The 25,433-nt window shown below is 65.3% G+C and carries 29 protein-coding genes, 1 tRNA gene, 1 other RNA gene and 1 pseudogene; 20 read left to right on the top strand and 12 right to left on the bottom strand.

All coding sequences use genetic code 11. The features are described 5' to 3' along the window. Nucleotides 1-334 (top strand): annotated as a pseudogene (locus QA600_RS12495) (cell division control protein Cdc6); the annotation flags it as partial. A 36-nt stretch (nt 335-370) separates the two neighbouring features. Next, entirely contained in the window at nt 371-685 is a 315-nt protein-coding gene (locus QA600_RS12490; RefSeq protein ID WP_278292272.1) for a cold shock domain-containing protein, read from the top strand. A gap of 21 nt (nt 686-706) precedes the next feature. Here the strand turns inward: QA600_RS12490 and QA600_RS12485 are convergent, their stop codons facing one another. The 3 genes from QA600_RS12485 to QA600_RS12475 all read right to left on the bottom strand — a co-directional run bounded on the left by QA600_RS12485 (nt 707) and on the right by QA600_RS12475 (nt 3,076). After that, nucleotides 707-1,393: a hypothetical protein gene (locus tag QA600_RS12485; protein ID WP_278292271.1), complete on the bottom strand. Its 687-nt coding sequence runs from the start codon at nt 1,391-1,393 to the stop codon at nt 707-709. Between the two features lie 242 nt (nt 1,394-1,635). Continuing rightward, nucleotides 1,636-1,962 carry a hypothetical protein gene (locus QA600_RS12480; protein ID WP_278292270.1) on the bottom strand — a complete coding sequence of 109 codons (327 nt, stop codon included), beginning with the start codon at nt 1,960-1,962 and terminating at the stop codon, nt 1,636-1,638. Nucleotides 1,963-2,527: 565 nt separating this feature from the next. Continuing rightward, entirely contained in the window at nt 2,528-3,076 is a 549-nt protein-coding gene (locus tag QA600_RS12475; RefSeq protein WP_278292269.1) for a hypothetical protein, read from the bottom strand. A 576-nt stretch (nt 3,077-3,652) separates the two neighbouring features. Between QA600_RS12475 and QA600_RS12470 the strand changes: the two genes are divergently transcribed. Continuing rightward, nucleotides 3,653-4,774 carry a site-specific integrase gene (locus QA600_RS12470; RefSeq protein WP_278292268.1) on the top strand — a complete coding sequence of 374 codons (1,122 nt, stop codon included), beginning with the start codon at nt 3,653-3,655 and terminating at the stop codon, nt 4,772-4,774. Nucleotides 4,775-5,017: 243 nt separating this feature from the next. Here the strand turns inward: QA600_RS12470 and QA600_RS12465 are convergent. Then, nucleotides 5,018-5,092: transfer RNA gene (locus QA600_RS12465), tRNA-Arg, on the bottom strand. Between the two features lie 140 nt (nt 5,093-5,232). On the opposite strand from QA600_RS12465, the gene QA600_RS12460 reads away from it, so the two are divergent. The 5 genes from QA600_RS12460 to QA600_RS12440 all read left to right on the top strand — a co-directional run bounded on the left by QA600_RS12460 (nt 5,233) and on the right by QA600_RS12440 (nt 7,782). Continuing rightward, nucleotides 5,233-5,424: a hypothetical protein gene (locus tag QA600_RS12460; protein WP_278292267.1), complete on the top strand. Its 192-nt coding sequence runs from the start codon at nt 5,233-5,235 to the stop codon at nt 5,422-5,424. 41 nt (nt 5,425-5,465) lie between these two features. Further along, entirely contained in the window at nt 5,466-6,317 is an 852-nt protein-coding gene (locus QA600_RS12455; protein ID WP_278292266.1) for a geranylgeranylglycerol-phosphate geranylgeranyltransferase, read from the top strand. A 120-nt stretch (nt 6,318-6,437) separates the two neighbouring features. Continuing rightward, nucleotides 6,438-7,049 (top strand): recombinase RecA, encoded by a 612-nt coding sequence (locus QA600_RS12450; RefSeq protein WP_278292265.1) that lies wholly within the window; start codon nt 6,438-6,440, stop codon nt 7,047-7,049. A 42-nt stretch (nt 7,050-7,091) separates the two neighbouring features. Then, nucleotides 7,092-7,502, top strand: a complete 411-nt coding sequence (locus QA600_RS12445) for a CoA-binding protein (protein WP_278292264.1) — start codon at nt 7,092-7,094, stop codon at nt 7,500-7,502. Between the two features lie 100 nt (nt 7,503-7,602). Beyond that, on the top strand, nt 7,603-7,782 hold the full coding sequence (locus QA600_RS12440) for a hypothetical protein (RefSeq protein ID WP_008426423.1): 180 nt from the start codon (nt 7,603-7,605) through the stop codon (nt 7,780-7,782). Nucleotides 7,783-7,815: 33 nt separating this feature from the next. On the opposite strand, the gene QA600_RS12435 is transcribed toward QA600_RS12440, so the two are convergent. Together QA600_RS12435 and QA600_RS12430 are read right to left on the bottom strand one after the other, a co-directional pair. Further along, nucleotides 7,816-8,796, bottom strand: a complete 981-nt coding sequence (locus tag QA600_RS12435) for a PLP-dependent cysteine synthase family protein (RefSeq protein ID WP_278292263.1) — start codon at nt 8,794-8,796, stop codon at nt 7,816-7,818. 100 nt (nt 8,797-8,896) lie between these two features. Next, nucleotides 8,897-9,217, bottom strand: coding sequence for a DUF5798 family protein (locus QA600_RS12430; protein WP_278292262.1), 321 nt, complete (start codon nt 9,215-9,217; stop codon nt 8,897-8,899). Between the two features lie 114 nt (nt 9,218-9,331). On the opposite strand from QA600_RS12430, the gene QA600_RS12425 reads away from it, so the two are divergent. From QA600_RS12425 to QA600_RS12405, 5 genes are all read left to right on the top strand, one after another. Then, on the top strand, nt 9,332-9,703 hold the full coding sequence (locus QA600_RS12425) for an Hsp20/alpha crystallin family protein (RefSeq protein WP_278292261.1): 372 nt from the start codon (nt 9,332-9,334) through the stop codon (nt 9,701-9,703). A gap of 146 nt (nt 9,704-9,849) precedes the next feature. Further along, the gene (locus QA600_RS12420; protein WP_278292260.1) at nt 9,850-12,102 is read left to right on the top strand and encodes a CDC48 family AAA ATPase; all 2,253 of its coding nucleotides are present in this window, start codon (nt 9,850-9,852) and stop codon (nt 12,100-12,102) included. Nucleotides 12,103-12,218: 116 nt separating this feature from the next. Further along, entirely contained in the window at nt 12,219-12,731 is a 513-nt protein-coding gene (locus QA600_RS12415) for a hydrolase (protein ID WP_278292259.1), read from the top strand. 115 nt (nt 12,732-12,846) lie between these two features. Next, nucleotides 12,847-13,159: signal recognition particle sRNA (gene ffs / locus QA600_RS12410), an RNA gene on the top strand. 108 nt (nt 13,160-13,267) lie between these two features. Next, nucleotides 13,268-14,251, top strand: a complete 984-nt coding sequence (locus tag QA600_RS12405; protein WP_278292258.1) for a kelch repeat-containing protein — start codon at nt 13,268-13,270, stop codon at nt 14,249-14,251. 27 nt (nt 14,252-14,278) lie between these two features. Here QA600_RS12405 and QA600_RS12400 read toward each other — a convergent pair whose 3' ends face one another. Genes QA600_RS12400 through QA600_RS12390 form a run of 3 tightly spaced genes read right to left on the bottom strand, consistent with a single transcriptional unit; the run spans nt 14,279 to nt 15,750 of the window. Further along, a complete protein-coding gene (locus QA600_RS12400; protein WP_278292256.1) occupies nt 14,279-15,172 on the bottom strand; it encodes a mechanosensitive ion channel family protein in 894 nt (297 codons plus the stop codon). Then, nucleotides 15,169-15,417: a YhbY family RNA-binding protein gene (locus tag QA600_RS12395; protein WP_005556189.1), complete on the bottom strand. Its 249-nt coding sequence runs from the start codon at nt 15,415-15,417 to the stop codon at nt 15,169-15,171. The genes QA600_RS12400 and QA600_RS12395 overlap by 4 nt, the downstream gene beginning before the upstream one ends. Nucleotides 15,418-15,471: 54 nt before the next feature. After that, nucleotides 15,472-15,750 carry a ribonuclease P protein component 4 gene (locus QA600_RS12390; RefSeq protein ID WP_005556190.1) on the bottom strand — a complete coding sequence of 93 codons (279 nt, stop codon included), beginning with the start codon at nt 15,748-15,750 and terminating at the stop codon, nt 15,472-15,474. A gap of 159 nt (nt 15,751-15,909) precedes the next feature. Here QA600_RS12390 and QA600_RS12385 point away from each other — a divergent pair, with 159 nt between their 5' ends. From QA600_RS12385 to QA600_RS12370, 4 genes are read left to right on the top strand one after another with little or no spacing between them, the layout of a single operon-like run. Continuing rightward, the gene (locus QA600_RS12385) at nt 15,910-17,703 is read left to right on the top strand and encodes an ABC transporter substrate-binding protein (RefSeq protein WP_278292255.1); all 1,794 of its coding nucleotides are present in this window, start codon (nt 15,910-15,912) and stop codon (nt 17,701-17,703) included. 4 nt (nt 17,704-17,707) lie between these two features. Continuing rightward, nucleotides 17,708-18,571: a phosphatase PAP2 family protein gene (locus QA600_RS12380; RefSeq protein ID WP_278292254.1), complete on the top strand. Its 864-nt coding sequence runs from the start codon at nt 17,708-17,710 to the stop codon at nt 18,569-18,571. Nucleotides 18,572-18,625: 54 nt separating this feature from the next. Further along, a complete protein-coding gene (locus QA600_RS12375) occupies nt 18,626-20,374 on the top strand; it encodes an ABC transporter substrate-binding protein (RefSeq protein ID WP_278292253.1) in 1,749 nt (582 codons plus the stop codon). Then, nucleotides 20,374-21,210: a phosphatase PAP2 family protein gene (locus QA600_RS12370; RefSeq protein WP_278292252.1), complete on the top strand. Its 837-nt coding sequence runs from the start codon at nt 20,374-20,376 to the stop codon at nt 21,208-21,210. Before QA600_RS12375 ends, QA600_RS12370 begins: the two co-directional genes overlap by 1 nt. An 81-nt stretch (nt 21,211-21,291) precedes the next feature. Here QA600_RS12370 and QA600_RS12365 read toward each other — a convergent pair whose 3' ends face one another. Further along, nucleotides 21,292-21,654: a hypothetical protein gene (locus QA600_RS12365; RefSeq protein ID WP_278292251.1), complete on the bottom strand. Its 363-nt coding sequence runs from the start codon at nt 21,652-21,654 to the stop codon at nt 21,292-21,294. Nucleotides 21,655-21,877: 223 nt separating this feature from the next. Here QA600_RS12365 and QA600_RS12360 point away from each other — a divergent pair, with 223 nt between their 5' ends. Next, nucleotides 21,878-22,513 (top strand): hypothetical protein, encoded by a 636-nt coding sequence (locus QA600_RS12360; RefSeq protein ID WP_278292250.1) that lies wholly within the window; start codon nt 21,878-21,880, stop codon nt 22,511-22,513. A gap of 52 nt (nt 22,514-22,565) precedes the next feature. Here the strand turns inward: QA600_RS12360 and QA600_RS12355 are convergent, their stop codons facing one another. Both QA600_RS12355 and QA600_RS12350 read right to left on the bottom strand, forming a co-directional pair. Then, complete coding sequence (locus tag QA600_RS12355) at nt 22,566-23,318, bottom strand: DUF2797 domain-containing protein (protein WP_278292249.1); 753 nt, start codon at nt 23,316-23,318, stop codon at nt 22,566-22,568. A 50-nt stretch (nt 23,319-23,368) separates the two neighbouring features. After that, entirely contained in the window at nt 23,369-23,968 is a 600-nt protein-coding gene (locus QA600_RS12350) for a class I SAM-dependent methyltransferase (protein WP_278292248.1), read from the bottom strand. Between the two features lie 103 nt (nt 23,969-24,071). Here QA600_RS12350 and QA600_RS12345 point away from each other — a divergent pair, with 103 nt between their 5' ends. Together QA600_RS12345 and QA600_RS12340 are read left to right on the top strand one after the other, a co-directional pair. Beyond that, the gene (locus QA600_RS12345) at nt 24,072-24,419 is read left to right on the top strand and encodes a BsuPI-related putative proteinase inhibitor (RefSeq protein WP_278292246.1); all 348 of its coding nucleotides are present in this window, start codon (nt 24,072-24,074) and stop codon (nt 24,417-24,419) included. A gap of 110 nt (nt 24,420-24,529) precedes the next feature. After that, nucleotides 24,530-25,432 (top strand): CbiX/SirB N-terminal domain-containing protein, encoded by a 903-nt coding sequence (locus QA600_RS12340; RefSeq protein WP_278292245.1) that lies wholly within the window; start codon nt 24,530-24,532, stop codon nt 25,430-25,432. Nucleotide 25,433: the final 1 nt, after the last annotated feature.

The raw sequence follows: 25,433 nt of genomic DNA, 5'->3' as shown, positions 1-25,433 counted from the left end.
TCTCATCTCGAACCAGCCACCGACCGCAATCCAGTTAGATCCACGCAGCCAAAGCCGGCTCAACTACCGGCCCATCTATTTCGGTCCGTACAAAGCGGACGATCTCCACGCGATTCTCCGGCAACGCGCAGACGCCGCCTTCCAACCAGATACCGTGACCGACGAGGCGTTAGCCCGGATCGCCGACCGTGTCGCCGGAACAGGTGGGGACTGCCGGCACGCAATCGAACTCCTGCACCGAGCCGGCCGGATCAGTGAACGCACCGAGGCAGACACCGTTACCGCAGAGCATGTGAACCAAAGCTTCAGTCCGGCCAAATACCAAGAGAATTGAGACAGGTATTATAATAGCAGAAAACAGAGATATCGCATGGTGAAACAGGGGACAGTAACTTGTTACAAGAAAGACAAGAAACATGGGTATATCAGCTCTTCCGAGTTAGGTGATGACGGAGAGGAAGCAGAGATCTTTTTCCATATTTCAGATTTCCATGATGGGTTCCCGAAGGAAGGGGCGACGGTGATGTTTGAGACCGGGGAAGATGAAAAGGGATATCGAACAATTGAGGTTCTATCGTCATCCGAGCCTAAAACAATAAATGATAACAGCTCAGGCGAGCAGGAGACTAATCCGTTAAAGTCCTCGTCTGGAGGGAAGAACGATTTGCTCAAAGGGGAACGATAGCGAAAATCCGTAGCAAGTTGGCTAGGCGTCGTAGTAGGACGAACAGTCCTGGATGGCGGTCTGGATGGTGCGGTCCCGGTAGTCCTCGCGGTCCCGCCATTTGTCGCGGACGAGCCCGCTTTGGTTGAACAGATCTTCGATACGGTCAGGGTTGCCACCGGTCCAAAACGCCAGGTAGTTACACAACGCGAGGTCGGCTTCGCTGTGGCTGCGGTACCCGGAGGTATCCCCGATCCAGAGAGCGCGGAATTTGTCGCCGTTCGCGGCGTTCATTGCTTTTTCGATCAGGTCATCATCGGGAACGGTGACTGTGGACGGGTCCGGTGCCGGGGTAGTGTCGGCCGTCTCTGCTGCGATGTACTCGGTATGGACTTTGGTCAGTGCGTGGTCCCGGTCCTGGATCGTTTCGGGGGAACCAGGAACGCGGTCGCCGGTGACAGTGAAATATCGGCCGTGGTCATACAGTTCGAGTTGGCCGGATCGGTTCCCGTCCGGTGGAACGATGCCTTCGACGAGAATGTGGTAGCCGCAGCCGCTGGGACTATACTCGGTGTACGAGTGCAGAGTCAACATTACATCAAGGACCCATTCTTCGACCAGTTCGGTCTCCGGGTCCCGAACATCATCGATGTCCACCCCGGCATAGGGACCATCTGCGGTGAACACGTACCCGAGTCCGTCCACCTCCTCGTGGTGGTAGTAGTCCAAAGCAGCAGTATACGCGGTCCAGGTCTGTTCGTCGGTAACAGCAGCGTAGTCACCGGTCCCGGGATCGATCGGGGCTTTCGTAGGCTGGCCGTTGCGGTGTACGGTCCGCCAGCAGACCCACTGGTCCCGGTCCTGTAATCCGGTGGGGATCGCTGTTGAGTCAACCATACCGGGCGGGCGGGGGTACCGAGTGTTTTACCGATGTGTGGTCTTTCCACGGGGTCTGTGTGCTGTACATGGGATCACTGGTCGGGACTGATTCGGTCGTACAGTGACTGCGGGGTCTCACCGTGGTCAACGACTTCTTGGACGCGGAGCTGGTCGATGACGGATTGGACGTCCCCATCCTCGCCGTAGAGGTGTTGGCCGACATGCAGAGCTTCCTGACCGTCCGGGGTGAGCGCCCCGGTGTCCGTATCGACGTAACCGTTGTCGGTCAGGACCGTCGCGGCGTGGTCCATCGTGATCTCGACAGGAGCATCGCCGAGGGTCTCGATATGCAAGAGATCGTCTAAGGTGAGTACGTCCTTGTTGAGGAACAGCAACGACAGGAACACCCGTTTGTCCAAGGCGTACACGTGTTCAGCGCATTGCGGGCAAAACTGGCGGCGATGTAACCGGAGTACACACCGGGGACACGCCAGGCTGTCGCACTGGACGCACCGATGCACCTCCGGGGTGGCCGTGTACGGGATACCGCAGGTACACAGCGGGACAGCGATCTGTTCGGACGTCTCGGTCAGTGTTTCAAGGTCGGTAGCAGTCCGGGCTTTCGTCAGCACCGGATCACCGCGGTCCCCGACCCGGGACTGGTCGGTCTGATCAAAGGTCTCGGTACGGTCGAACGGTGGATTATCGGTCATTGGCACAATGGATTTGTTTTGAAGGGTCAGGTGATACCGGGCAGCAGCCAGCGGACAACGGTTCTGATGAGGTACGCACGGTTGTGGGTCGGACAGAACAGACGGCGGCCGCCGTCCCGCCAATACTTATGGGCTGGACACAGGGTCTGACCGCACGTATCACACTGGTATAGACAGGACGGACACAGCTGTTTGGCACAGCCGTTGTACTGGCAGATCCCCGTCATCTGCCCGATATGCCCGCAATCACGGAGCCGCGGGTCTACCGGGTTCATGGCCGCTCATCCTCGTCGGTATCACGGGTGGACCGCCGCGTAAGTACCCTGACCAGCCAGCGGGCATCGTTTGCCATCACATCGAGCGGCCCAGTATATTCCTCATCGGACTGGTCAGGGGCATCCTCTGTAGCGGGTGGCGGGGGCTGTTCGTGATCGGTCTCCGATTTCGGGTCCGGTCGATGCCCCGGGCGCTGAGGCGGTGCAGGATCATCAAGCAGTTCCCCGAGGAACGCAACAGCGGTCAACGCCCAGCGCGGATCCATCCCGGAGGTCGTGTGATCGGCATCGGCCGGTTCGAAGACGGTCCGGGCCAACAGGATCGTCCCGGGGAGTAACCAGAGGACCAGTTGGATCCCGAGGGTCAGTTGGTCTCCGGGGGTTCCGAACAGGAACACGGTGATCTGGGATAGGATCAGCCAGCAGGCGCCGGCACCGTAGATGCTGGCAGCGATCCAGCGCGGAGCCAACAGGACGATCACCGTCCCGACGATCAGGACGACAGCGAACGCATGAAGCGGGTACACGACGGGCCCCAGCGTCATTGGTGCCTCCGTTGCTGAGTACCGGGACTGTGGTGCCTCCAGCATCGCCGCCGCGGCGTACAAAACGGGCAGCCAGGACGGAACGGCTGGCGCGCTTCCAGTGTCGGTGAAACGTGTCTGATCATCGGCGTAAAATATGAACAGGGTGTAACGATGGAGCTCTCCTGTGTAGGGGTTAGATGTCCAGGAGGTCGCAGTCGTACTCTTCCTCCTCGTAGTAGGGGTTGACGTACTTGTGGGTGACGTAGTTGTAGTCCAGTTCGTCCGGGTCGCCAACGCCGTATCCTTCTGACATGGGTGAATCAGTCCTCGGAGGTATCGAGGACAACTGGTTCCGACGATGGCCGCCGTCTTGACCGGTTCTAACGGTCCAAGGGCTCTGCAAAGGCCGCAGAGCTATGACAGTCACGTCCCACGGGTACGGAATCGGCAGTGTCCTGCGTGATTTGAAGCGGCATCGAGAATCGGGGAGAGGACAGCGGAAGCAGCAGCCCGTTCAACCGGTTCGACCGGGATTTTGCTGGTAGATGCGGTATCAGCAGGGGGACACAGAACAAAGGGTGATGGTGTAACCGTATGACCGGTGGTGATCGGCGGCTGACGGAGCTGGAACAGGTGCTAAGCGGCCAGTCTACCACGTTGCAGTCGCTTACTCCGGCAGCAGGGATCGACCGGTACCTGGATTCTCGTGGGTCCACGGTGACCCCGAAGACGATCAATGAGTATCGCCGGAAGCTGGCGTATTTCCGTGAGTTCTGTGACCGACGGGAGATTGCGGATTTGAACGAGTTGGATGGCCGGCTCGTTGACACATACCGGGTATGGCGGCGGGACGAGGCAACGGACACAATTGCATCGTTGAGCCCGAAAACAATGCGAGACGAGATGTACCTGTTCCGTGCGTTCCTCCGGTACCTAGAACGGATCGAGGCGGTCCGGCCTGGACTGGCAGACACGGTTGTCATCCCCCGGTTAGGAGAGACTGATGGAGTCCGGAGTACGGAACTGGCCCCGGAACGGGTGGCTACGATCATCACGTATCTGGAGACGTACCGGTATGCAAGCCGCGATCATGTGATCTGGCTGCTGCACTGTCGGACTGGCCGGCGACCCGGGGCGATCCATTCTCTGGATGTGACGGATGTTCACTGCGATGAGGCACCGTATCTGGCGTTCCGGCATCGCCCGGAGCAAGGGACCCGACTGAAAAATGGGCGAAATAGCGAACGCGATATCCCGATCACCGATGAGGTGGCCACCGTCCTCGATGACTACATCGAACACGCACGGGAACCGGTAACGGATGAGTATGATCGGAAGCCGTTGTTGGCCTCAAGACACGGCCGGTTGTCGAAAACGGCCATGCGGCTGTCGTTCTATGCGTGGAGCCGGCCCTGTACTGTGACCGGGGAGTGTCCGCACGACAAGCAGATCGAGTCGTGTCCGGCCGCCCAGTCGAAACACGACGCCAGTAAATGCCCATCAAGCCAGTCCAGCTATGCGGCACGCCACGGCCATATCACCCACCTCCGGCGACTGGGACTACCGAAATCCGTCGTCAGCGACCGGTGCGATGTCTCAGAGGAGATCATCGAGAAGCACTACGATGAACGATCAGAAGCGGACCGCCGGAAGCTTCACCGGGATCTGCTGGAGAACCTCCGGGAAACGCACGGCGACGACACCGGCTACATTTAGCACCGGACCGGCAGGTTCTGTTTAAAACACGTAAAAGCGGATGCCTTTCTTTCAGTTCGACTGGTAGCAGAGAGTGGACGAGTACGGGCTTCTATGTGGGATGAGGTGGAGGTTAGATGTACGGAATCACAGGACGGGATAGACCCGCATAACAGTCCGTGACGAAATCAACGGGGACCATGGCCGCGGTCATTAAAAGGAACCCGACGCTGTCTGTCGGATGTGGACCGTAACAGAATGTGATGGGCGCTGCAGGATTTGAACCCGCGACAGCTTGGTCCGAAGCCAAGTACTCTGTCCAGACTGAGCTAAGCGCCCTCACCTCTTGGTTTCCGTCGGCTCCGTATAAGTCACTCGATTTCACCCAACCTCGAGACGACCCGCCACACCCACGGTCGTTCTCACTGCGTGGCAATCGCCTCGAGCCCTCTTTATGCCTCGAGACCTAACCCTCGCATATGACGGTACGCGAGCGGCCCGAATCCAGTGCCGACGAGGAATCGTCCGAGGGGCGTCCCCTCGAGCTGTGCGGCGACGGCGAGGCGGACGTCTGGATGGCGGTCCCGCTCGGCACCGACGAGGCCGAACGGGCCGGAGCCTGGCTCTCGGTCGCCGACGCAGATCTCTGTGATCTCGAGGAGTGGCGGTAAAGATCGGACCGTTTATCCTCGCCGCCTGAGCAGACTCGGGCATGACTGCGGGGGAGACGGTTCGTGGGTTGCTCGAGCTGACACGGCCGATAAACGTGATCGCCGCCAGCGTGCTGACGTTCATCGGCGCGTTCGTCGCCGGCGGGGTGACGAGCCACCCGCTCGAGGTGACGGCCGCCGTCGCGGCGACGGGGCTGGCGGTCGGTGCGGGGAACGCGATCAACGACTACTTCGACCGGGAGATCGACCGAATCAACCAGCCCGAGCGGGCGATCCCGCGGGGCGCGGTGAGTCCTCGCGGAGCGCTCGCGTTCAGCGTCGTGCTGTTCGCGGGTGCGATCGGGCTGGCGCTGGTGCTCCCGTGGTTGGCGATCGCGATCGCCGTAATCAACCTCCTCGCGCTGGTCGCGTACACGGAGCTGTTCAAAGGATTGCCCGGGCTGGGCAACGCCCTGGTGGCCTACCTCGTCGGGAGTACGTTCCTGTTCGGGGCCGCAGCAGTCGGCGAGGTCGGTCCCGCGGCCGTGTTGTTCGTTCTCGCGGGCGTCGCCACGCTGACCCGTGAGATCATCAAAGACGTCGAGGACCTCGAGGGCGACCGTGAGGAGGGGCTGAACACGCTGCCGATCGCGATCGGCGAACGGCCCGCGCTGACGGTCGCGACGGCGCTGCTGGTCGCGGCCGTGCTCGCGAGCCCGCTGCCGTACGCCCTCGGCGAGTTCGGAGTCGCCTACCTGGCGGTCGTCCTGCCGGCGAACGCGATCATGCTGTACGCGGCCTACGAGAGCTTCGACGATCCGACGGCCGGCCAGTCCCGTCTCAAGTACGGGATGTTCCTCGCGGCCGTCGCCTTCATCGTCGGTCGCGCACTCGAGGGCGGCACGATCGCCTGAGTCGACCGAACCGAACACATCAATCAAAAGACCTATACGCGCCTTAGTATACCATCTTATCAACTGCTTCAGTCCCGGAGTGCCGTCGGGACGGAGCGTTTCGACGAGGAAACGTCAGGTATGTACAATCTCGCTGCCGTCGGTCCGGATCTCGAAGTCGTCCCCGGAACGAACGTGCTCGTGTCGGGACCGCCGCTGACCGGAAAGCGCGGGCTCGCGCTCGGGCTGCTCGAGAACGGCGCAGCCCGTGGCGAGGGGTCGATTGCGGTGACCACGAAGGACGGCGCCGAGGCGATCCTCCCGAACTTTCCGGACGAGGCCGACGTCGGCGTCGTCGACTGCGTGACCGAACAGCGGGGCGTCGGGACCGTCGAGGACGACCCACGGATCAAGTACGCCTCCTCGCCGGTGGACATGACCGGGATCGGGATCAAGCTCTCCGAGTTCCTCCAGGAGTTCTACGACGAGCGCGGGCTCGAGCGGAACCGCGTGCTCATCTCCTCGGTTTCGACGCTGCTGATGTACGCGGATCTCCAGACCGTGTTCCGGTTCCTCCACGTCTTCACCGGCCGCATCCAGAGTGCCGGCGCTCTGGGCATCACCGTTATCGACTCGACGGCCCACGACGAACAGACGATGAACACGCTCAAACAGCTGTTCGACGGCCTCATCAGGGTCCGGGAGGGGGACGACGGCGAGCCGAAGATCAGCACGACCGGACTCGAAACCTGAACGCGCCACGCAACGTTTAGGGCCGGCGACGCTACATCGGGTATGCCAGTCTCCGAATCCGCTCGAATCCGCGATGCGCTCGAGAGCAAGACGATCGCTGTCGTCGGCTGTTCAACCACGCCCGGCAAGGCCGCCCACGACGTTCCTCGATACCTCCTCGAGCAGGGGTACGACGTGCTCCCGGTCAACCCGAACGCCGAGGAGATCTTCGATCGACCGGCGGCCGACGCGCTGTCGGACGTCGACCGGGAAATCGACGTCGTCTGTGTCTTCCGGCCCAGCGAGGAGGTCGCCGGCATCGTCGACGAGGTCCTCGAGCGCGACGACATCGAGACGGTCTGGACCCAGCTGGGGATCCGCGACGATGAGGCGGCCGAACGCGTCGAGGAGAGCGGGCGAGCCGTCGTCCAAGATCAGTGTCTGAAGGTACAACACCAGCGGCATCTCGCCTGACCGCAACCGATTGTGTCGGTCGGCGGGCGACGGTATTGCTGCCTGTAGAAAGCCCCAACCACCGACAAAGACTTACCGGCCAGAGGAATACGGGAAGGTAATGTGTGACCGGTCAGGGGACTGTTCGAACGAGGGGACCTGCCAGCTCGTACTCAGAAACGAGCGGACGGGGATGGAGATGGTGGAATACCACTGCAAGGCGCACCTCGTCGTTCGGGTGTGGGAGGCCGAACAGGACGAGACCCTGGACGTCGTCGACGCAAAAAAGCTCTATCAGTAAGCCGGCTACGCGGCGGATGGACGGCCGATCCGATCAGGATGTCCACTCCTCGAACGAGCGGTAGATCCCCTTCGAGAGGTAGCGCTCGCTCGAGTCGGGAAACACCGTGACGACGGTGTCGTGGGGGGTCTCGAGGTCGCCGTCGGCGATCGCCCGGGCGACCCGTTTCGCCGCGATGCTGGCTGCCCCGGCGCTCGAGGCCACCAGGTGGCCCTCCTCACGGGCGAGACGGGCCAGTTCCTCGTGGGCATCCCGATCGGAGACGGCGTGAACCATATCGACCAGCTCCGGATCGAACAGCTCGTTGGTCGAGGGGTCGTGGGTGCCGATCCCCTCGATCTTGTACTCGCCTTCCTCGCGTTCCTCCTCGAGCAGGTCGCCGTACACCGACCCCTCGGGTTCGACGGCGGCGACGTGGGTCGACGCGTCGCGCTCGAGGCCGTAGCGGGCCAGTCCCATCAGCGTCCCGGCCGTGCCACAGCCCGCGACGACGGCACCGACCTCGTCGTCGAGGGCCTCGTAGATCTCGGGGGCGGTCGTCTCGTAGTGAGCCTCGGTGTTCAGCGGGTTCGAGAACTGCTGGGGGACGACGGCGTCGTCGAGTTCGGCGGCGAGCTCGTGGGCGCGGTCGATCGCCCCGCCCATCCCGTCGTCGGTCGGCGTGTTGATCACCTCCGCGCCGAGAGCGGCCATCAGCTGCTGTTTCTCGACGCTGAAGCGCTCGGGCACGACGAACATCGCCTCGAGGCCGAGCTGTCGGGCCGCGATCGCCAGGCCGATCCCCGTGTTGCCGGCGGTGGGTTCGATCACCGTCCCGCCGGCCGGCAGGTCGCCGCGCTCGAGCATTCGCTCGAGCATGTAGCGGCCGATGCGGTCCTTGACGCTCGCGCCGGGGTTGAACGATTCGAGTTTGGCGTAGATCTGCACGTCGTCCGGCGACTCCTGAAGCCGGACGAGCGGCGTCCGACCGATCGTCTCGAGCACCGAGTCCACCGGTCGCTCGTGGGTCGTCATCGTGCTGGCAAATGTTACCCCTGTTGTTAGGTTTTACTATCCCGAGGACCGGATCGCGTCGCTGTATCGGGAATTTCGTCCATCAGAAGACGATTCGGCGCTACTCTGCGGTCGTCTCCTCTCGCTGACGCTTTCCGTCGGCTTCCTCCGTCGTGCCGTCCTCGGCTTCGAGTTCGGCCTGATCGATCGCGGCGTCCGCGAGGATCTCCTCGCCGTCGATCCCCTGCTCCTCGGCCATCGCGAGCAGCAGTTCGCGCTGCTCGGTCAGCTGGTGGTCCATTCGGTTGACGGTGTCGTGGGTGTCATCGACTTCTTCCTCCAGGTTCGTGATTCGCTGCTGGAGCTCCTGTACCTGCTTGTACATTGCTTCTGCGCGTTCGGACAACCCCTGGAGCTTCTTTGCAGTGCTTCCAAGTCCCATAGTCGGCCCTTGGGGACGCTCCCAATTGGTCCTTTTCACTAGCTCGTCCGACATTGTCCGAAAGGCTTATTACGAACCGCGAACAAGCAACTAATGCACACGAGGTGACCACCCATGGTGCTCCGACCGACCACAAGCACCTGGACCCAGAACCTTGAGATGCCGTCTCGGCTGTTCGGACAGCAGGGAAGCAACGACTACGAACTGTACGAAGAGGAGGACGAGTTCGTCCTCACGATCGACATGCCGGGGTTCGAAACCGACGAGATCGATCTGACGTGGGACGACGGCGTTCTGAACGTCGCCGCCGAACACGTCGACGACGGTCGTGGACGGAAGAAGACCTACCATCGTCGGTTCCGCTTCCCCAAGAGCATCGCCGACGACGAGATCACGGCCGCGTACACGAACGGCGTCCTCGAGGTGACGCTCCCGGCTGCGGGTCCCGCGACCCGCGGCAAGGAGATTCCCCTCGAGGGTGAGTAACCCCGAACAGCCTCGAATCGTTCGCAGCCGATTCGGCATCCCGAACGACCCGTACCGCCACCCGGCTCCACGCCGGCGAACCGACTACTCCGGCCTGCGCGGATCGCGTTCGCGTCGGCCGACAGCGACAGCTATCACTGATACGTATGCAACTTCGAGTAAAACCACTCAAACGGAAAGACGCGGGCAGCGGTCTGGCATCGATCGACAGAAAAGCAATGGACGAACTCGGCGTCTCGAGCGGCGAGTTCGTCGCCATCGAGGGCGGCGAGGGTCGCGTCATCGCGCGGGTCTGGCCCGGCCGCTCCCAGGACACGGGGAGGGGTATCGTCCGTATCGACGGCCAGCTTCGACAGGCCGCGGGCGCCCGGATCGACGACGCCGTCTCCGTCGAGGCAGCCGACGTCGAGCCCGCCGAGCACGTTCGAGTCGCCCTCCCCGAGAACGTTCGCATCCAGGGAGACATCGGCTCCTACCTGCGAGGGAAGCTCTCGGATCGGGCCGTTAGCCCCGGCGACACCCTCACGGTGTCGCTCGGCTTCGGCCTGCTGACGAGCCGATCGGGCCGCCAGCTCCCGATCACGGTCGTCGACACCGAGCCCGCGGGAACGGTCGTCGTCGGCAACCGAACCGACATCGAACTCGTCGATCGGACCCCCGACCAGCTCGAGATCGAAGCCCAAGGCCCGATCGAGGGCGCCGACGGCGAGGACGGCGAGACGCCGACGGTTACCTACGAGGACGTCGGCGGCTTAGACGACGAACTCGAGCAGGTCCGCGAGATGATCGAGCTGCCGATGCGCCACCCCGAGCTGTTCCGGACGCTGGGTATCGACCCGCCCAAGGGCGTCCTGTTACACGGCCCGCCCGGCACCGGGAAGACACTCATCGCACGGGCGGTCGCCAACGAGGTCGACGCCCACTTCCACTCGATCTCCGGCCCGGAGATCATGTCGAAGTACTACGGCGAGAGCGAGGAACAGCTCCGGGAGGTGTTCGAGGAGGCCGCCGAGAACGAGCCCGCGATCGTCTTCATCGACGAACTGGACTCGATCGCGCCAAAGCGCGAGGACGTCCAGGGTGACGTCGAGCGACGCGTCGTCGCCCAGCTGCTCAGCCTAATGGACGGGCTCGAGGACCGCGGCGAGATCACCGTCATCGGAACCACAAACCGCGTGGACGCGATCGACCCCGCGCTTCGTCGGGGCGGCCGATTCGACCGCGAGATCGAGATCGGCGCCCCCGATACGGGCGGGCGCGAGGAGATCCTCCAGATCCACACCCGCGGCATGCCCCTCAGCGAGGACGTCGACCTAGCGCGCTTCGCCGAGAACACGCACGGGTTCGTCGGCGCCGACCTCGAGAATCTCGCCAAGGAGGCGGCGATGACCGCCATGCGCCGGCTCCGGCCCGAGCTCGACCTCGAGGCCGACGAGATCGACGCCGAGGTCCTCGAGAAGATCGAGGTCACCGGCGAAGACTTCCGGAGCGCGCTCCGGGGCGTCGAACCCTCGGCGATGCGGGAGGTGTTCGTCGAGGTCCCGGACGTCACCTGGGAGGACGTCGGCGGCCTCGAAGAGGCGAAGGGACGGCTCCGCGAGGCGATCCAGTGGCCGATGGAACACGCCGACGCCTACGAGCAGGTCGATCTCAGTCCCGCGAAGGGCGTCCTGCTGCACGGCCCGCCGGGCACCGGGAAGACGCTGCTCGCCAAGGCGGTCGCAAGCGAGTCGCAGTCGAACTTCATCTCGGTCAAGGGTCCGGAGCTGTTCGACAAGTACGTCGGCGAGTCGGAGAAGGGGGTCCGCGAGGTCTTCGAGAAGGCCCGCGCGAACGCCCCGACGATCATCTTCTTCGACGAGATCGACGCCATCGCATCCAAACGCGGCAGCGGAAGCGGCGACTCCAACGTCGGCGAGCGGGTCGTCTCACAGCTGCTGACCGAACTCGACGGGCTCGAGGAGCTCGAGGACGTCGTCGTCGTCGCGGCCTCGAACCGACCCGAGCTGATCGACGATGCCCTGCTGCGACCCGGCCGGCTCGACCGTCACGTCGAAGTCGCCGAACCCGACCGGGACGCTCGCCGGGAGATCTTCCGGATCCACACCCAGAACCGGCCGCTGGCGGCGGACGTCGACCTCGACACGCTGGCCGAAGAGACCGAGGGCTACACCGGCGCCGACGTGGAGGCCGTCTGCCGGGAGGCCGCGACGATCGCCGTCCGCGAACACGTCGAACGCGAGGCCGCCGGCAAGGACTCCGACGCCGAGGCGATCGAACTCACCGCCGACCACTTCGAGCGCGCGCTCGAGGAGATCTCGCCCGACGCGGTCGCCGACCTCGAGTCCGGGCTCGAGACGGGTGGGTTCGACGAGTTCGACGCGAACGACGTGGCCTGATCGATACGACCACGCGGTCTGTCGACGCGACCTGACCGATTCGATTTCTCGTAACTCGTTCACACACCGACGGTTGAAGTTCCGCGAGCGCCTGCCGTTCCGTAGCCGTCATCCCGATGCTCCACCTCACCTTTCCGACTCACCTGGCGATGGGGTATCTGCTCGGCGTCTACAGCCGGTTTCCGGTAGCGTACCTCGTCGTCGGCTCGGCGCTGCCCGACCTCGTCGATCGGCCGCTGTACTGGCTCGGCCTGACGCCGTTTACCCACACCGTCGCACACTCGATCGCGGTCGCCGTTCCCGCGAGTCTCGTGCTCACGCGGCTGTTCGGCCGACGAGGCGCGGCGCTGTCGCTGGGGTGGCTACTCCATATCGGGACCGACTTCCTGAACGTGGCGACGACCCAGGGGCTCTCCACGACGCCGTACTACGTGTTCTTTCTCGGACCGCCCTCGGACGAGCGGGAGGCGTTCGAGACGGTGACGATCGTCCTCCCCGTAACCGACGTTACGCACACGCTCCACCCGGTCGTACTGGCCCTCGAGGTCGCGGTTCTCGGCTGGGCGGTCCTCGCGATCCTCCAGGAGTGGGGGCTCCCAGGCCGAGTTCGAGGCCCCGAGAGCGACTGATCTGCACCTCGGCCGCGGTCTCGGCCCCCTGAACGGGCGCTCCTGATCGCCGTCCAGTCGGGCGGTTCGGATGGTACTCGAGACGAAAGGTCCTTAAGTTCCAGCCACCTACATAGGGATGGATAGGTCGGGCAGTTTGGCCCTGCTCGTCACCCGCGCTATGGTCATCAGCGGGGACCGAACGCCGCGGGCGTCCGGTCAGACCGGCCGGGGCCCCGGGAGCCAACAGAGAAGCCTCGTCCGTCGGGGACAGCGGTCCACGGTGGCCGTCCGCAGGGACGCCCCATCGTGGTTAGTCGGCGACAGCCCATCAGGCGCGGAAGCGAGCAGTGGACCGCCGGACACCTGTCGCTCGACGGGTCGCGGGGTGGAGAAGGCAACCGGGATTCCCCCGGCCGGAACGCCGGGCAACCGCGGCCCTCCACACTCATACTTCATTTCACCTGTTCCGTGAGCCGAGGCGCAACCCGTCGCGCTCACCGCCCGGTAGCTCGATAGTGACAACGACTTTCACTCCGTTCGTCGACCGTTTACTCGTGAGCGAGGACGATGACCGCAGCCTGTTGACGCGACGGCGCGCGATCGCCGGCGGCGGCCTGCTCGCGGTCGGCGGCGCGACCGCGTGGACGTTCCGGCCCGCGCCGGTCGACGACAGCGAGGGCTGGAGCGAGCGCGCGACCATGCCCACCGAGCGCGGCGAGATGAAGGGCGCGGTCCTCGAGGACCGAATCCACGTCCCGGGCGGACTGACGGGGTTGGGCGATACGACGGACCGGATGGACGTCTACGACCCCGTCGCCGACGAGTGGGAGAACGCGGCGTCGATGCCCGAGCCGTTGAACCACCACGCGGCGGCGACGCTCGAGGACGTCCTCTACGTCGTCGGCGGTAACCGCGAGTTCGACGATCCCCCCGAGGACCACGTCTTCGAGTACGATCCCGACGCCGACGAGTGGACCGAACGCGACCCCCTGCCGGAGGGCCGCTGGGGTCACGAACTCGTCGCGTCCGACGACCGGTTGTACCTCGTCGGCGGGCTCACGACCGACAGCCACGACGTCCTGATCTTCGACGGCGAGACGTGGGACCGCGGCGAGCCGATCCCGACGCCCCGGGACCACCTCGCGGCGGGGGTCCTCGACGACCGGGTTCTTACGGTCAGCGGGCGCTGGGACGGCGACAACGAGCCGACCGTCGACGCCTACGATCCCGACGCCGACGCGTGGGAGGTGATCGACGCAGCCCCGATCCCACGAAGCGGTACCGCCGGTGCCGTCGTCGGCGGCCGGTTCCACCTCGGCGGGGGCGAGGACCCGGCGGTCCTCACGGGCTGGACGACCGACACACACGAGGTCTTCGACGGTGAGGAGTGGACGACCGCACCCGAGCTCCCGCTCTCGCTGCACGGGCCGACCGCCGTCTCCCACGACGGCGCCCTCTACGTCGTCGGCGGCGCGTGGCGACAGGGGGCGCTGTCGGCGACGGCCTGGAGCGATCGGACGTTCGTCTACGAGCCGTAACGGACAGCGAGAAAACCGAGATGCCGGCTATTCGGCCGCTTGCCCGACCGTCTGTCGGTCTTCGAGCTCGAGACCGCCCTCGAGCGTCCGAACCGGGTAGGGGATATCGATCCCCTCCTCGTCGAAGCGCCCCTTGACGGCGGTGATGAACTCGCCTTTGATGCGGACGAAGTCGGCTCTCGAGGGATCCGAGATCCAGATCCGCGACTGGAGGCCGACGTCGGAGTCGTTGAGTTCGGTCAGGCGGACGGCCGGCTCGGGGTCGTCCATGATATCGGGGTGGCGCTTTGCCTCCTCGACGATGATGTCGGTCGCCTGCTGGATGTCGTCGTCGTAGCCGATGCCGAAAACGAACTTCAGTCGGAGCTTGTCCCCGTCGACGGGGTTCTTGACGACCCCGCCGGTGAGCGCGGAGTTGGGAACGGTCAGCAACTCGTTGTCGAACGTTCGGACACGGGTCACGCGAAGGCTGATATCCTCGACGACGCCGGCGTAGTCGCCGCCGTCCCACTCGATCCAGTCGCCGATCCGGAACGGCTTGTCGGCGTAGATGAAGATTCCCGCGACGAAGTTCGAGATGACGTTCTGCATCGCCAGCCCGATCGCGAGCGCCCCGGCTGCGGCGATGCCAGCCAGCGACACGAGGAAGTTCTCGAAGCCGGCGAAGCCGAACGCGGCCGCGATGGCGACGAAGAGGATGCCGAACCGTGTCAGCATCAACAGCGGATTCCTGACGTGTTCGTCCAGTTCGCGCCGATCGAACGCGCGGTTGACCAGCGGCACGAGGACGAACCGTCCGATCATCACCACAACGACGAACGCGGCGAGGAACCGGAGTCCCGTGATCGCGATGTCGACGAGCGTCGCCGTCTCGAGCGCGTTGATATCTTCGACCTGGACGAGCGTTCCTGCGGCGTTCATCGGTACAGAACCGCCGTGTGACCGCGGACGTCGACGAGTTCGGCGTTAACTCGCTCGGCGAGATCAGTCGCTTTCTCATCGGTGGAGTCCCCAGCTCGAGCGGCTCGCAGGAACTTCACCTTCACGAGGTCCTCGTTGGAAAGCTGATCGTCGAGTTCGTCGACGACCGCCTCGAGCCCGCTCTTGCCGACCCAGACGGTGACGTCCAGGTCGTGGGCCTTTCGCTTTCGCTCTTCGATATCCATACCCCCGCATAGCAACGCAACCCGTTTGAATCTTAGCAATATCGGACGGACGCCCTACTCCCGGTAGGGGTATCTCGCCTGGGTGCCACAGTCACAGGTGATGACGACGTGGCCGTCTCGAGTCCGAACACGGGCGTTTTTCCCCGGTCTGAGGTACGCATCACAGGCGTCACAGGTAAATCGACGGAACTCGCGGGGGAGCGCGATCCGGTTTCGCTCCGCGACCCGGCGTGCGAGTCGAACGTAGTATCGGGCTCGTTCCTGGTCGCCGTCCGCGGCCGCCGCTCGAGCCAGTCCGTGAAGGCGGTCGATTCGCTCGGCGGCGACGGTCATGGCTGCACGTTTCGCACAGCTTCACATTGATGTTACGGAACGTCAGAGACGGATGAAACAGCGTTTATCAGCCGCATATGTCCTCAACAGTCCCGTTTAGGACACGCATAGAGCACAAAGTTGTTATGTAGCTACACCAAATCGAGATAGCAAGACGGAATGCATCGTCAGTCAACTACTCGGTCGAACGGCATCGATCGACGCTCGGTGCTAGCAGCGGGTGTCGCCGGACTCGCCACCGCGACCAGCGGCTGTATCGATCGCGTCGAGAGCGCCGTCGGACAGGAGACCGACCGCCTTTCGCTCTCTATCACCACGGTTCCCGCGGACGGCGACAGAGAGGCCGTCCGGATCGCCCGCCACCTCGAGGAACACCTCGAAGCCGTCGGGATTGACGCCTCACTCGACATGCGCTCGCGCTCGAACTTTCTCGAGGCCGTCCTGATCGACCACGAGTTCGATCTCTACGTCGGACGCCACCCCGCCGACTACGACCCCGACTTCCTCTACGAGACCCTCCACTCGGCGTACGCGAACGAATCGGGCTGGCAAAACCCCCTCGGCTTCTCGAGCATGCCCGTCGACGGTCACCTCGAGGCCCAGCGACGGGTCGACGGGGAGCGCCGGCGGGAGCGGATCGCGACGTTGCTCGAGGGGCTGGCCGAGGAGAAGCCGTTCGATCCGATCTGCTTTCCCGAGGAACACCGCGTGGTTCGAACCGATCGCGTCGACGGCTGGAACGCCGACCATCCGGAGAGCCGCCACGGCTACCTCGGCCTCGAGCCGAGCGAGGACGTCGATCGGCTTCGCGTGCTGGTCACCGACGCCCGAATCTCGCGGAACCTGAACCCGCTGTCGGCGACGCTTCGCGAGCAGGGCTCGACGATCGATCTGTTGTACGACTCGCTGGCGACCGAGCACGACGGCGAACTCGTCCCCTGGCTCGCCGAGGACTGGGAGACGACGACGATCGAAGAGACGGAGATCGAAGAGACGGAAGACGACGACGCGATCACCCGCGCGACGGTAACGCTCCGCGAGGACTGTCGGTTCCACGACGACGAACCAGTTACCGCCGACGACGTCGCCTTTACGTATCGGTTCCTCGAGGACACGGCGCTCGGCCGGGCCGAGTTCACCTCGCCGGCTCCCCGCTACCGGAGCCACGTCTCGACGCTCGAGGACGTTACCGTCGAGAGCGACCGCGAGCTTCGCCTCGAGTTCTCGGCCGGCTACGAGGCCGCCGAACGCGCCCTCACCGTCCCGGTCCTCCCCGAACATCGCTGGCGCGAACAGGTAGACGCCCGCGCCGAGAACACCGAGACGTTCACCGCGATGCAGGGGCAGTGGGGTCTCGTGACGATGGACAACGTTCCGGCGGTCGGCAGCGGCCCGTTTCGCTTCGAGAGCCGGAGCGAGCGCGAACACCTCACCCTCGAGCGCTACGACGATCACTTTACCCGCCGCGAGGACGTCGACCTCCCGTCGGTCGAAATCGAGCGGTTGCAGTTCGGGATCGACCCCGGGAGCGCCTCCTCGATCGAACGCGTCGCGAACGACGGCGCGGATCTCACGGCATCGATGCTCGAGGCCCACGCGCTCGATACGATCCCGGACGAGCCGGAGATCGACTACCTCGAGTCACCGTCGCAAACGTTCTACCACGTCGGATTCAACGCGCGAATCGAGCCGTTCAGCAATCCTCACGCTCGACGGCTGGTCGCCGGACTGCTCGACAAGGCGTGGCTCGTCGAGGAGGTGTTCGACGGGCACGCCACACCGACTGCGACGCCGCTTCCCGAGGAGTGGGTTCCCGAGCGATTGACGTGGGACGGCGACGATCCGATCACACCGTTTTTCGGTTCCGACGGCGACCTCGACGTCGAGGCGGCCAGGGACGCCTTCGAGGACACCGGCTACCGCTACGACGATCACGGGCGGCTCCGCCTCTAACACAATGTACGCCGAGGTTCTCACCCGGGTTCTGACGCAGGTCGCCGTCGTCGTCGGGATCTTGCTTCTGACCTCGATCGCGCTGTTCGTCGGCCGCGGCCGCCTCGTCACGACCGCGAGGGAGTGGCGATCCAGGCTCCAAGCCACGGCGCCTGCGGTCGCGGTTCTGGCCGCCGTGTTGGGACTCAACCGCGTCGTTCGCTGGCGGGGCGACGAGATCGAGGGCGCGATCGGCTTCCACATGACCGAGACGTTCTACGACCTCGAGGGGGAGTTCGTCCTGCTCTTTCAGTCGATCGCGACCGAGGAGCTGACCGCCTACTTCTCGTTCATCTACGTCTACGGCTACGCGTTCCTCCTGATCTTCCCGGGAATCGCGTACTTCGCGCTGTCGGATACGCGGACCTTCCGCCGGCTGCTGACGGCGTACTCGCTGAACTACGTGCTCGGACTGGCGTTTTACCTGCTGGTCATCGCCTACGGCCCGCGGAACGTGATGCCCGAGGAGCTGACGGTAACGATGCTGTACGACAACAGCCCCGAATACCAACACCTCACCCGGGAGGTCAACCGAAACACCAACGTCTTCCCCTCGCTACACACCTCGCTTGCCGCCACCGTCGGCGTCTTTGCCTACATCACGCGCTCGAGCTACCCCTACTGGTTCCCCGTCGCGGCCGTCCTCGCGGCCAGCGTCGCGGTCTCGACGATGTACTTGGGGATCCACTGGGCGATCGACGTCGTCGCCGGGCTGGTCCTGGCCGGCGTCTGCGTCCGGCTCTCGGGAGTCCTCGTCGGCCGACAGCCAGTCGCCCGGTTCCGTCGGTACCTCGATCGGCGACCGACCCCGCGGGACGATCGCGAGTAAGCCCGAACGCAATACTGTTATACCGACACTGGCTGAACTGAAGGTATCCACCGAATGACCGACGAGAAGACGGCATCCCCCGGGCGTCCCCGTAGTCGACGCGCGGTTCTCGCCGGCACTGCGGGGCTCACCGTCGCGACCAGCGGCTGCGTTCGCCAGGTTCGAACCGTCGTCAACCGCGACGCGGTCGATCAGCTCTCCGTGACCATCGTCACCCTGCCGGCCGACGGCGACCGCGAGGGGATCCGCCTCGCCAGGGAGGTCGCCGCCGTCCTCGAGGCCGTCGGCGTCGACGTCTCCGTCGATATGCGTTCGAACGAGGAGTTCCTGCGGGCGATCCTCATAAACCACGAGTTCGACCTCTACGTCGGTCGCCACCCCGGCGGCACCGATCCGGACCTCCTCTACGAGGCGTTGCACTCGGTCTACGCCGAGGAGTCCGGCTGGCAGAACCCCTTCGGCTACGCGAACCTGCAACTGGACGATCTCCTCGAGGCCCAGCGTCGAGCCGACGGCGAGGAGCGGGAGGCCGTCGTCGCGGAGCTGCTCGAAGAGCTGGCTCGCGAACAGCCGTTCGTCCCGATCTGCGTGCCCGAAGAACACCGCTTCGTCCGGACCGACCGCTTCGACGGCTGGGGCGAGGCCCACCCGGCGACCCGGCTTGGCTACCTCGAACTCGAGGCCGGCGACGACGTCGACCGGCTGCGGACGGCTCACACCGACGCACGCATCTCCGAGAACCTTAATCCGTTGACGGCCGAGTACCGGGATCACGAGCCGTTTCTCGAGCTGGTGTACGACTCGCTGGCGACCGAGCGCGACGGCGAGATCGAGCCCTGGCTGGCCGAGGACTGGACGTACGACGACGGCACCCTTTGGGTCCGGCTCCGCGAGGACTGCCGGTTCCACGACGACGAACCGCTCGACGCCGACGACGTCGAGTTCAGCTACCGGTTGCTGCAGGATACCGAACTCGAGGGCGGCGAGTCACCGTCGCCCCCGCCGCGGTACAGAGGGCTGGCGGCAGCCGTCGAAGGGATCGACGTCGACGGCGAGCTCGACCTCGAGTTCGAACTCGACGCGGGCGAGGCGGTCGCCGAGCGGGTCCTCACCGTTCCGATCCTCCCCGAACACGTCTGGGCGGATCGGGCCGCGCCCGCCACCGTTCGCGGCGTCAGCGTCGCCCAGGGAGCCACCGAGGCGGTCACGGTCGACAACGTCCCCCCGGTCGGGAGCGGTCCGTTCCGCTTCGGGAGCCGGACCGAGCGAGAACACGTAACCCTCGAGCGGTTCGACGACCACTTCACCCGCCGCGAGGGCGTCGACCTCCCCGAGGCAAGCGTCGAGGAGCTTCGGATACAGATCGATCCGCGGAGCACGTCGGCGATCGAGCTCGTCAACACGGACGGCGCCGACATCACGAGCGCGATCCTCGAGACGTACGTTCTCGACGACCTCGAGCCGGCCCCGGAGACGGCACCGCTCGAGTCGCCGTCGTGGACGTTCTACCACCTCGGGTTCAACACCCGTCGGGCACCGTTCGCAAACGCCCGATTTCGACGCGCCGTCGCGGGGCTGCTCGACAAGGACTGGCTCGTCGAGGACGTCTTCCACGGTTATGCCGCGCCGACCGCGACGCCGGTCACCGAGGAGTGGACGCCCGAGGAGCTCGCCTGGAACGGCGAGGATCCGGCGACGCCGTTTTTCGGTTCCGACGGCGAGCTCGACGTCAACGCCGCCAGGGAGGCCTTCGAGGACGCCGGCTTCAGCTACGACGACGGCGCGCTCCGGGTGAGACGCTAATGTTGGTCCAGGTGTTGCTCCAGCTGGCCGTCGTCGTCACCCTGCTGACGCTCGCGGGGATCGCGGTTATCGTCGGTCGCTACCGACTCCGGGATACGCGCCGCGAGTGGGCGTCCCGACTTCGCGCGGCCACGCCGATCACGGTCGTCCTCGTCGTCGTGTTGCTCGGCAACGGCGTCGCCAGGCAGGTCGTTCCCGATCTCTCCTGGATGTTCGGCTGGAACCTCACGTGGGCGATCTACGACATCGAGGGCCAGTTCATCCTCTGGCTGCAGTCCTTCGAGACGCCGGCGCTGACGGCGTTCTTCTCGTTCGTCTACATCTACGGCTACGTCTTCCTGCTGATTTTCCCCGTGATCGCCTACTTCGCGCTGTCGAACACGCGACCGCTGGGGGAGCTGCTGACTGCCTACACGCTCAACTACGTGCTCGGGCTGGCACTCTACACACTTGTTATCGCCTACGGACCGCGCAACATGATGCCCGAGCTCGTCGAGGCGCTGATGTACGACACCTATCCGCGCTACCAGCACCTCACTCGGCAGGTCAACCGTAACACCAACGTCTTCCCCTCGCTGCACACCTCACTCGCCGCCACCGTCGGTATCCTGGCTTACCAGACCCGGGCGGTCTACCCGCGCTGGGCCATCGTCGCGGTCCCGCTCGCGATCAGCGTCGCGATCTCGACGATGTACCTGGGGATCCACTGGGCGATCGACGTCGTCGCGGGAATCGTCCTCGCGTACGTCTGCGTCGAACTCGCGGGCATCCTCGTCGGTCGGTGGTCGGTCACGGAGCGGTTCGACATCGGAAACCCGCTCTCCCGGCTGCGGTGAGGGCTCGAGCGAATTCGGGTTCGCTCGAGACGGGAGCCGGCCGCGGCGCTACGGGAACGGAAAAACCGAAAAGACGGGTCGTTACTGGTCTTCGAGGGCGTCGGCGATGCGCTTGAGTGCACGGGTCTGGTCGCGCATCTCGTCGCGGAGCTGTCGGACCTCACGGACGAGTTCCTCGTTACCCTCGTCCTGGCCGCCGGGACCGCCCGGACCGCCGCCGGGGCCGCCGCCCATCATCCCGCCCATCATCTGGGCAAACGGGTTGCCGCCACCGCCGCCCATGCCGCCGGGGCCGCCACCGCCGCCACCGAACGGGCTCTCGGGCGGTTCGCCCTCGCCTTCGCCCTCCTCGGCGCGCTTCTCGCGGATCTCCTCGACTCGCTCTCGGAACGACTTCTCCTCGCCCTCGTCGCCGGCGTCGTCGGGTTCGTTTTCGTCAGCCATACCTTCGGATTCCGTAGCGCAGCGGAAAAGGATTGCCATGTTCCCGACCGCCGACGCGTTTATCGGGCTCCTCGAGCCCGGGCAGCCGGCACGACGACGCGAGACGACGCCTCGTCGATCCGTCCACGAACACTCAAGCCGAACGCTTCTTTGGAACCTCGCCGAACGGGCGAGCGTGCAACCGAACGTCGGGACGATTCCCTCGAGGGGTCGGTGACCGCCCGTGGACCGAACCCCCACTAGACGGCAGACGATCGCGGGGATCGGGAGCGCGGTCGCCGTCGGTGCAGCGAGTACGAGCGCAAGCGCGAGCGCGGGGCCGACCGACGCGGTCGTCGACGCCGACCGCGACGCTGAGGACGACTACCCGCTGTGTCTGTACAAAGCGAACGACGACGGCGAGTGGCACCCCGCCCTGCCGATCAACGTCCGCGCCCGCGCCGACGGGCCAAAGTCCGCGTTCGAGGCCGTCGAGGACGGCTTCACTGGACTGGGCAACCTCGAGTGGACCCCCGCCCTCCCCGACGCGACCGCGAAGGCGTGGGACCCCGAGGCGGCGGAACTCGTTCCGCCGGACGCCTCCTACCGGCGGCCGCGGCTGGGCGACGAGTGGGACCACGTTCACGTCTGGCACGTCGACGACGACCGGGCTGCAATCCACGCCCACCTCGACGTGCTCGATCTCACCGCCTCGCACTTTCACCGAGGAGACCACTACGGCGAGGCGGCCGCGGACGTCGTCGCCCACCTGACCGGCGAGGGATGGACCGAGCGAACGCCCTACGACATCGACTACGGGGTCGAGGACGCCCGCCTCGAGCGCTGGGGCGAGACGGGCGACTCGAAACTGGAGTACTGACCGCTCTCGAGGGCGAATCGATTCGTCGGCGAGCCGCGTTTTCGGAACCCGATCAACCGAACGATCCCAGCGACGACTGAAGGTTACGGCTGGTCGCTCCCTCCGTGATCTCGTAGCCCACGAGGTCGCGCATGTCGACGGCGTAGGTCGTCCCGCCCGTCTCGAGGACCAGCAGTCGCCCCTTCACTCCGCGGACCGTCCCCGAAGCGATCGTCTCCCGGACAGGACGGCTCTCGAGTGCGAGCCCGTACTCGAGGTCGAACCGGTCGAGTACGTCGAACTCCGCGAGGACGACCTCCCAGGCCGCTTCGTCGACGGCATTGGCCAGCGAGGCAACTTTCGAGCGCGTTCGGACGCGATCGACCAGCCAGTCGGCGATCTCGGCCTCGAGCTCGCGGGCGATCCGGCCGTTCGAGACCGTGTGGATGTGGGCCGCCCGATCGGCGCCCTGCTCGCGGAGGCGGGTCTCGAGGCGCCGAGACTTGGTGACGCCGATCTTGAACGTGTCCGCGGCGAACGCGGCGACGTAGACGGCGTGTTCCTGGTAGCAGTCCATCTCCGGCTTGAGACAGCTCCCCGTACAGCGGGCACAGACCCACGTGCTTGTGTGGTACTCGCAGTAGGGCGCCCTCGAGCGGTCGCAGGGAACGTGTTCGCCGTTGGCGATCGTCCCGGCACAGCGCCGCGATCCGAGGGCGTACGAGAGCTCCGCGCCGGGCTCGAGCGGAACGGACTCGACGCTTCCGCCGTCGCTCACCAGCAGCGCCGACCCGCGCCCGCTCGGTTCGTAGCCCACGAGTTGCACGCGGTGGCGTTGGTGGCGAGCGCGGATAGGCGTGCTGCTCCGACCTGGGGCTACCGTTCGCGTTCGAAGACCAGCCCGTAGTGGTACGGCGGCAGCTCGAGCGCGCGGTCGACGGCGAATCCGCCGTGTTCGAGGACTACCTTGCGAGTCTCGTCGGGACCGACTCGAAGCTCGGTTGGCGGTCCGCGGGCCTCGCCCACGACGGTCGTCTCCTCGCGCGGACGATCGGCCCAGTTGACGACGACGAACGAGCCGCCCGGCCGAAGCGAGTTCGCGACGGCCTCGAGTAGCCGGTCGTAGTCGTCGACACCGTGGAAAGCGTTCGCCAAGATCACCGCTTCGACCGGTTCGGGGAGAATCTCGTCCAAGTCGCGGGCGTCGCCGCGGATCGTGTGTACGTTCTCGATGCCCTGCGCGGAAGCGACCTCGTCGAGGGCCGCGAGCAGGTCGGGCTCGAGGTCGACGGCGTACACCGGCGCGGGCTCGACGATCCGGGCGGCCGGCAGCGCGAAGTAGCCGTCGCCCGAACCGACCTCGGCGAGGGTCGTCCCGCGGTCGATTCCGAGTCGGCGAAGCGTCGCCCCCGGTGTCGGCCAGAGCTTGCCCCACCAGTCCCAGTCGGGCTGGCCCGTGTTTCGAAACGGATCCATACGGAAGTTCCTCTCCAACAGTTCGTATGCGTTCCGTTCGCGCGCTAACGTGTCAGTCCGTACCGGCTGAAGAACTATACGGCGGGCCGGCACAGGTCCGCGTATGGCACTCGAGGGACGGCTCGAGGCGGAGGTAGCGTCGAACGGGGAAGCCGATGCGGTTCGGTTCGAGTTCACCGTAACGAACGCGGGTACCGACCCCGTCGAGCTTCGGTTCTCGGACGCCTGCAAGGCCGAATTCGTCGTCGAGGACGAGGGTCGGGAGGTGTGGCGCTACACCGACGGCCGCATGTTCGCCCAGATGATCAGCTCCGAGCGGATCGCTCCCGGCGAGACCGCGACCTACGAGGCCGAGTGGGAGAGGGCCCGGTCCGGCGAGTATACCGCCGTCGCGGAGCTTCGCGCCCAGGAGGCAACGTGCGAGGGTCGCACCGAGTTCTCGGTTCCGTAGCCGACCGCTGGCGGCTCGCGGTCGATGGAGTGTCGCTCGAGTCGTCAGGAACGGCGGCGACCCCTGCTCCCAGCGAAGTCCCTAAACGCCACCCCTCCTAACGGCCGCGTATGCAAGCGCTGGTCGTCGCGGCACACGGGTCGCACCTGAATCCGGACGCCTCGGATCCGACCTACGCCCACGCCGACACCGTCCGGGAGACGGGGGCGTTCGACGAGGTCCGCGAGGCGTTCTGGAAGGAGGAACCGCACTTCCGGGAGGTGATCCGCACTCTCGAGTCCGACGAGGTGTTCGTCGTTCCTCTCTTTATCAGCGAGGGGTACTTCACCGAGCAGGTCATCCCCCGCGAACTCCGACTCGAGGACTGGGACCCCGAGAAGTGGGACTCCGAGGGCACCGACGCCTCGCAGGTCACGCTCGAGGCTGGAGACGCCGACAAGACGGTCCACTACTGCGGTCCCGTCGGTACCCACGACGCGATGACCGACGTGATCGTCCAGCGCGCCGAGAGCGTCACCAACGACTCCGATGTCGGCGAGGGGGTCGGCCTGGCAGTCGTCGGCCACGGCACCGAGCGAAACGAGAACTCGGCGAAGGCCATCGAGTACCACGCCGATCGAATCCGGGAGCGGGACCGCTTCGACGAGGTGAATGCCCTGTTCATGGACGAGGAGCCGGAGGTCGACGACGTCACGGACTTTTTCGAAAGCAGCGACGTCGTGGTGGTTCCGCTGTTCGTCGCCGACGGCTACCACACCCAGGAGGACATCCCCGAGGACATGGGCCTGACCGAGGACTACCGACTCGGCTGGGACGTCCCGACGGAGGTCGACGGCCACCGGATCTGGTATGCCGGTGCCGTCGGCACCGAGGGACTGATGGCCGACGTCCTCCTCGAGCGGGCAGCCGACGCCGGCGCAGAGCTGGGCAATGCCGTCGAGCGCGTTCGCGCGATGACGGCCGGGAGCGACGACGCGGCGACCGACGAGCCGGAGCCGAAGGCGGGGAACTGAG

This window comes from Natronococcus sp. A-GB1 (genome assembly GCF_029688845.1).
Taxonomy (GTDB): domain Archaea; phylum Halobacteriota; class Halobacteria; order Halobacteriales; family Natrialbaceae; genus Natronococcus.
Note: the sequence above shows the minus strand (reverse complement) of the source record. Positions and strands in the feature narration are given on the sequence as shown.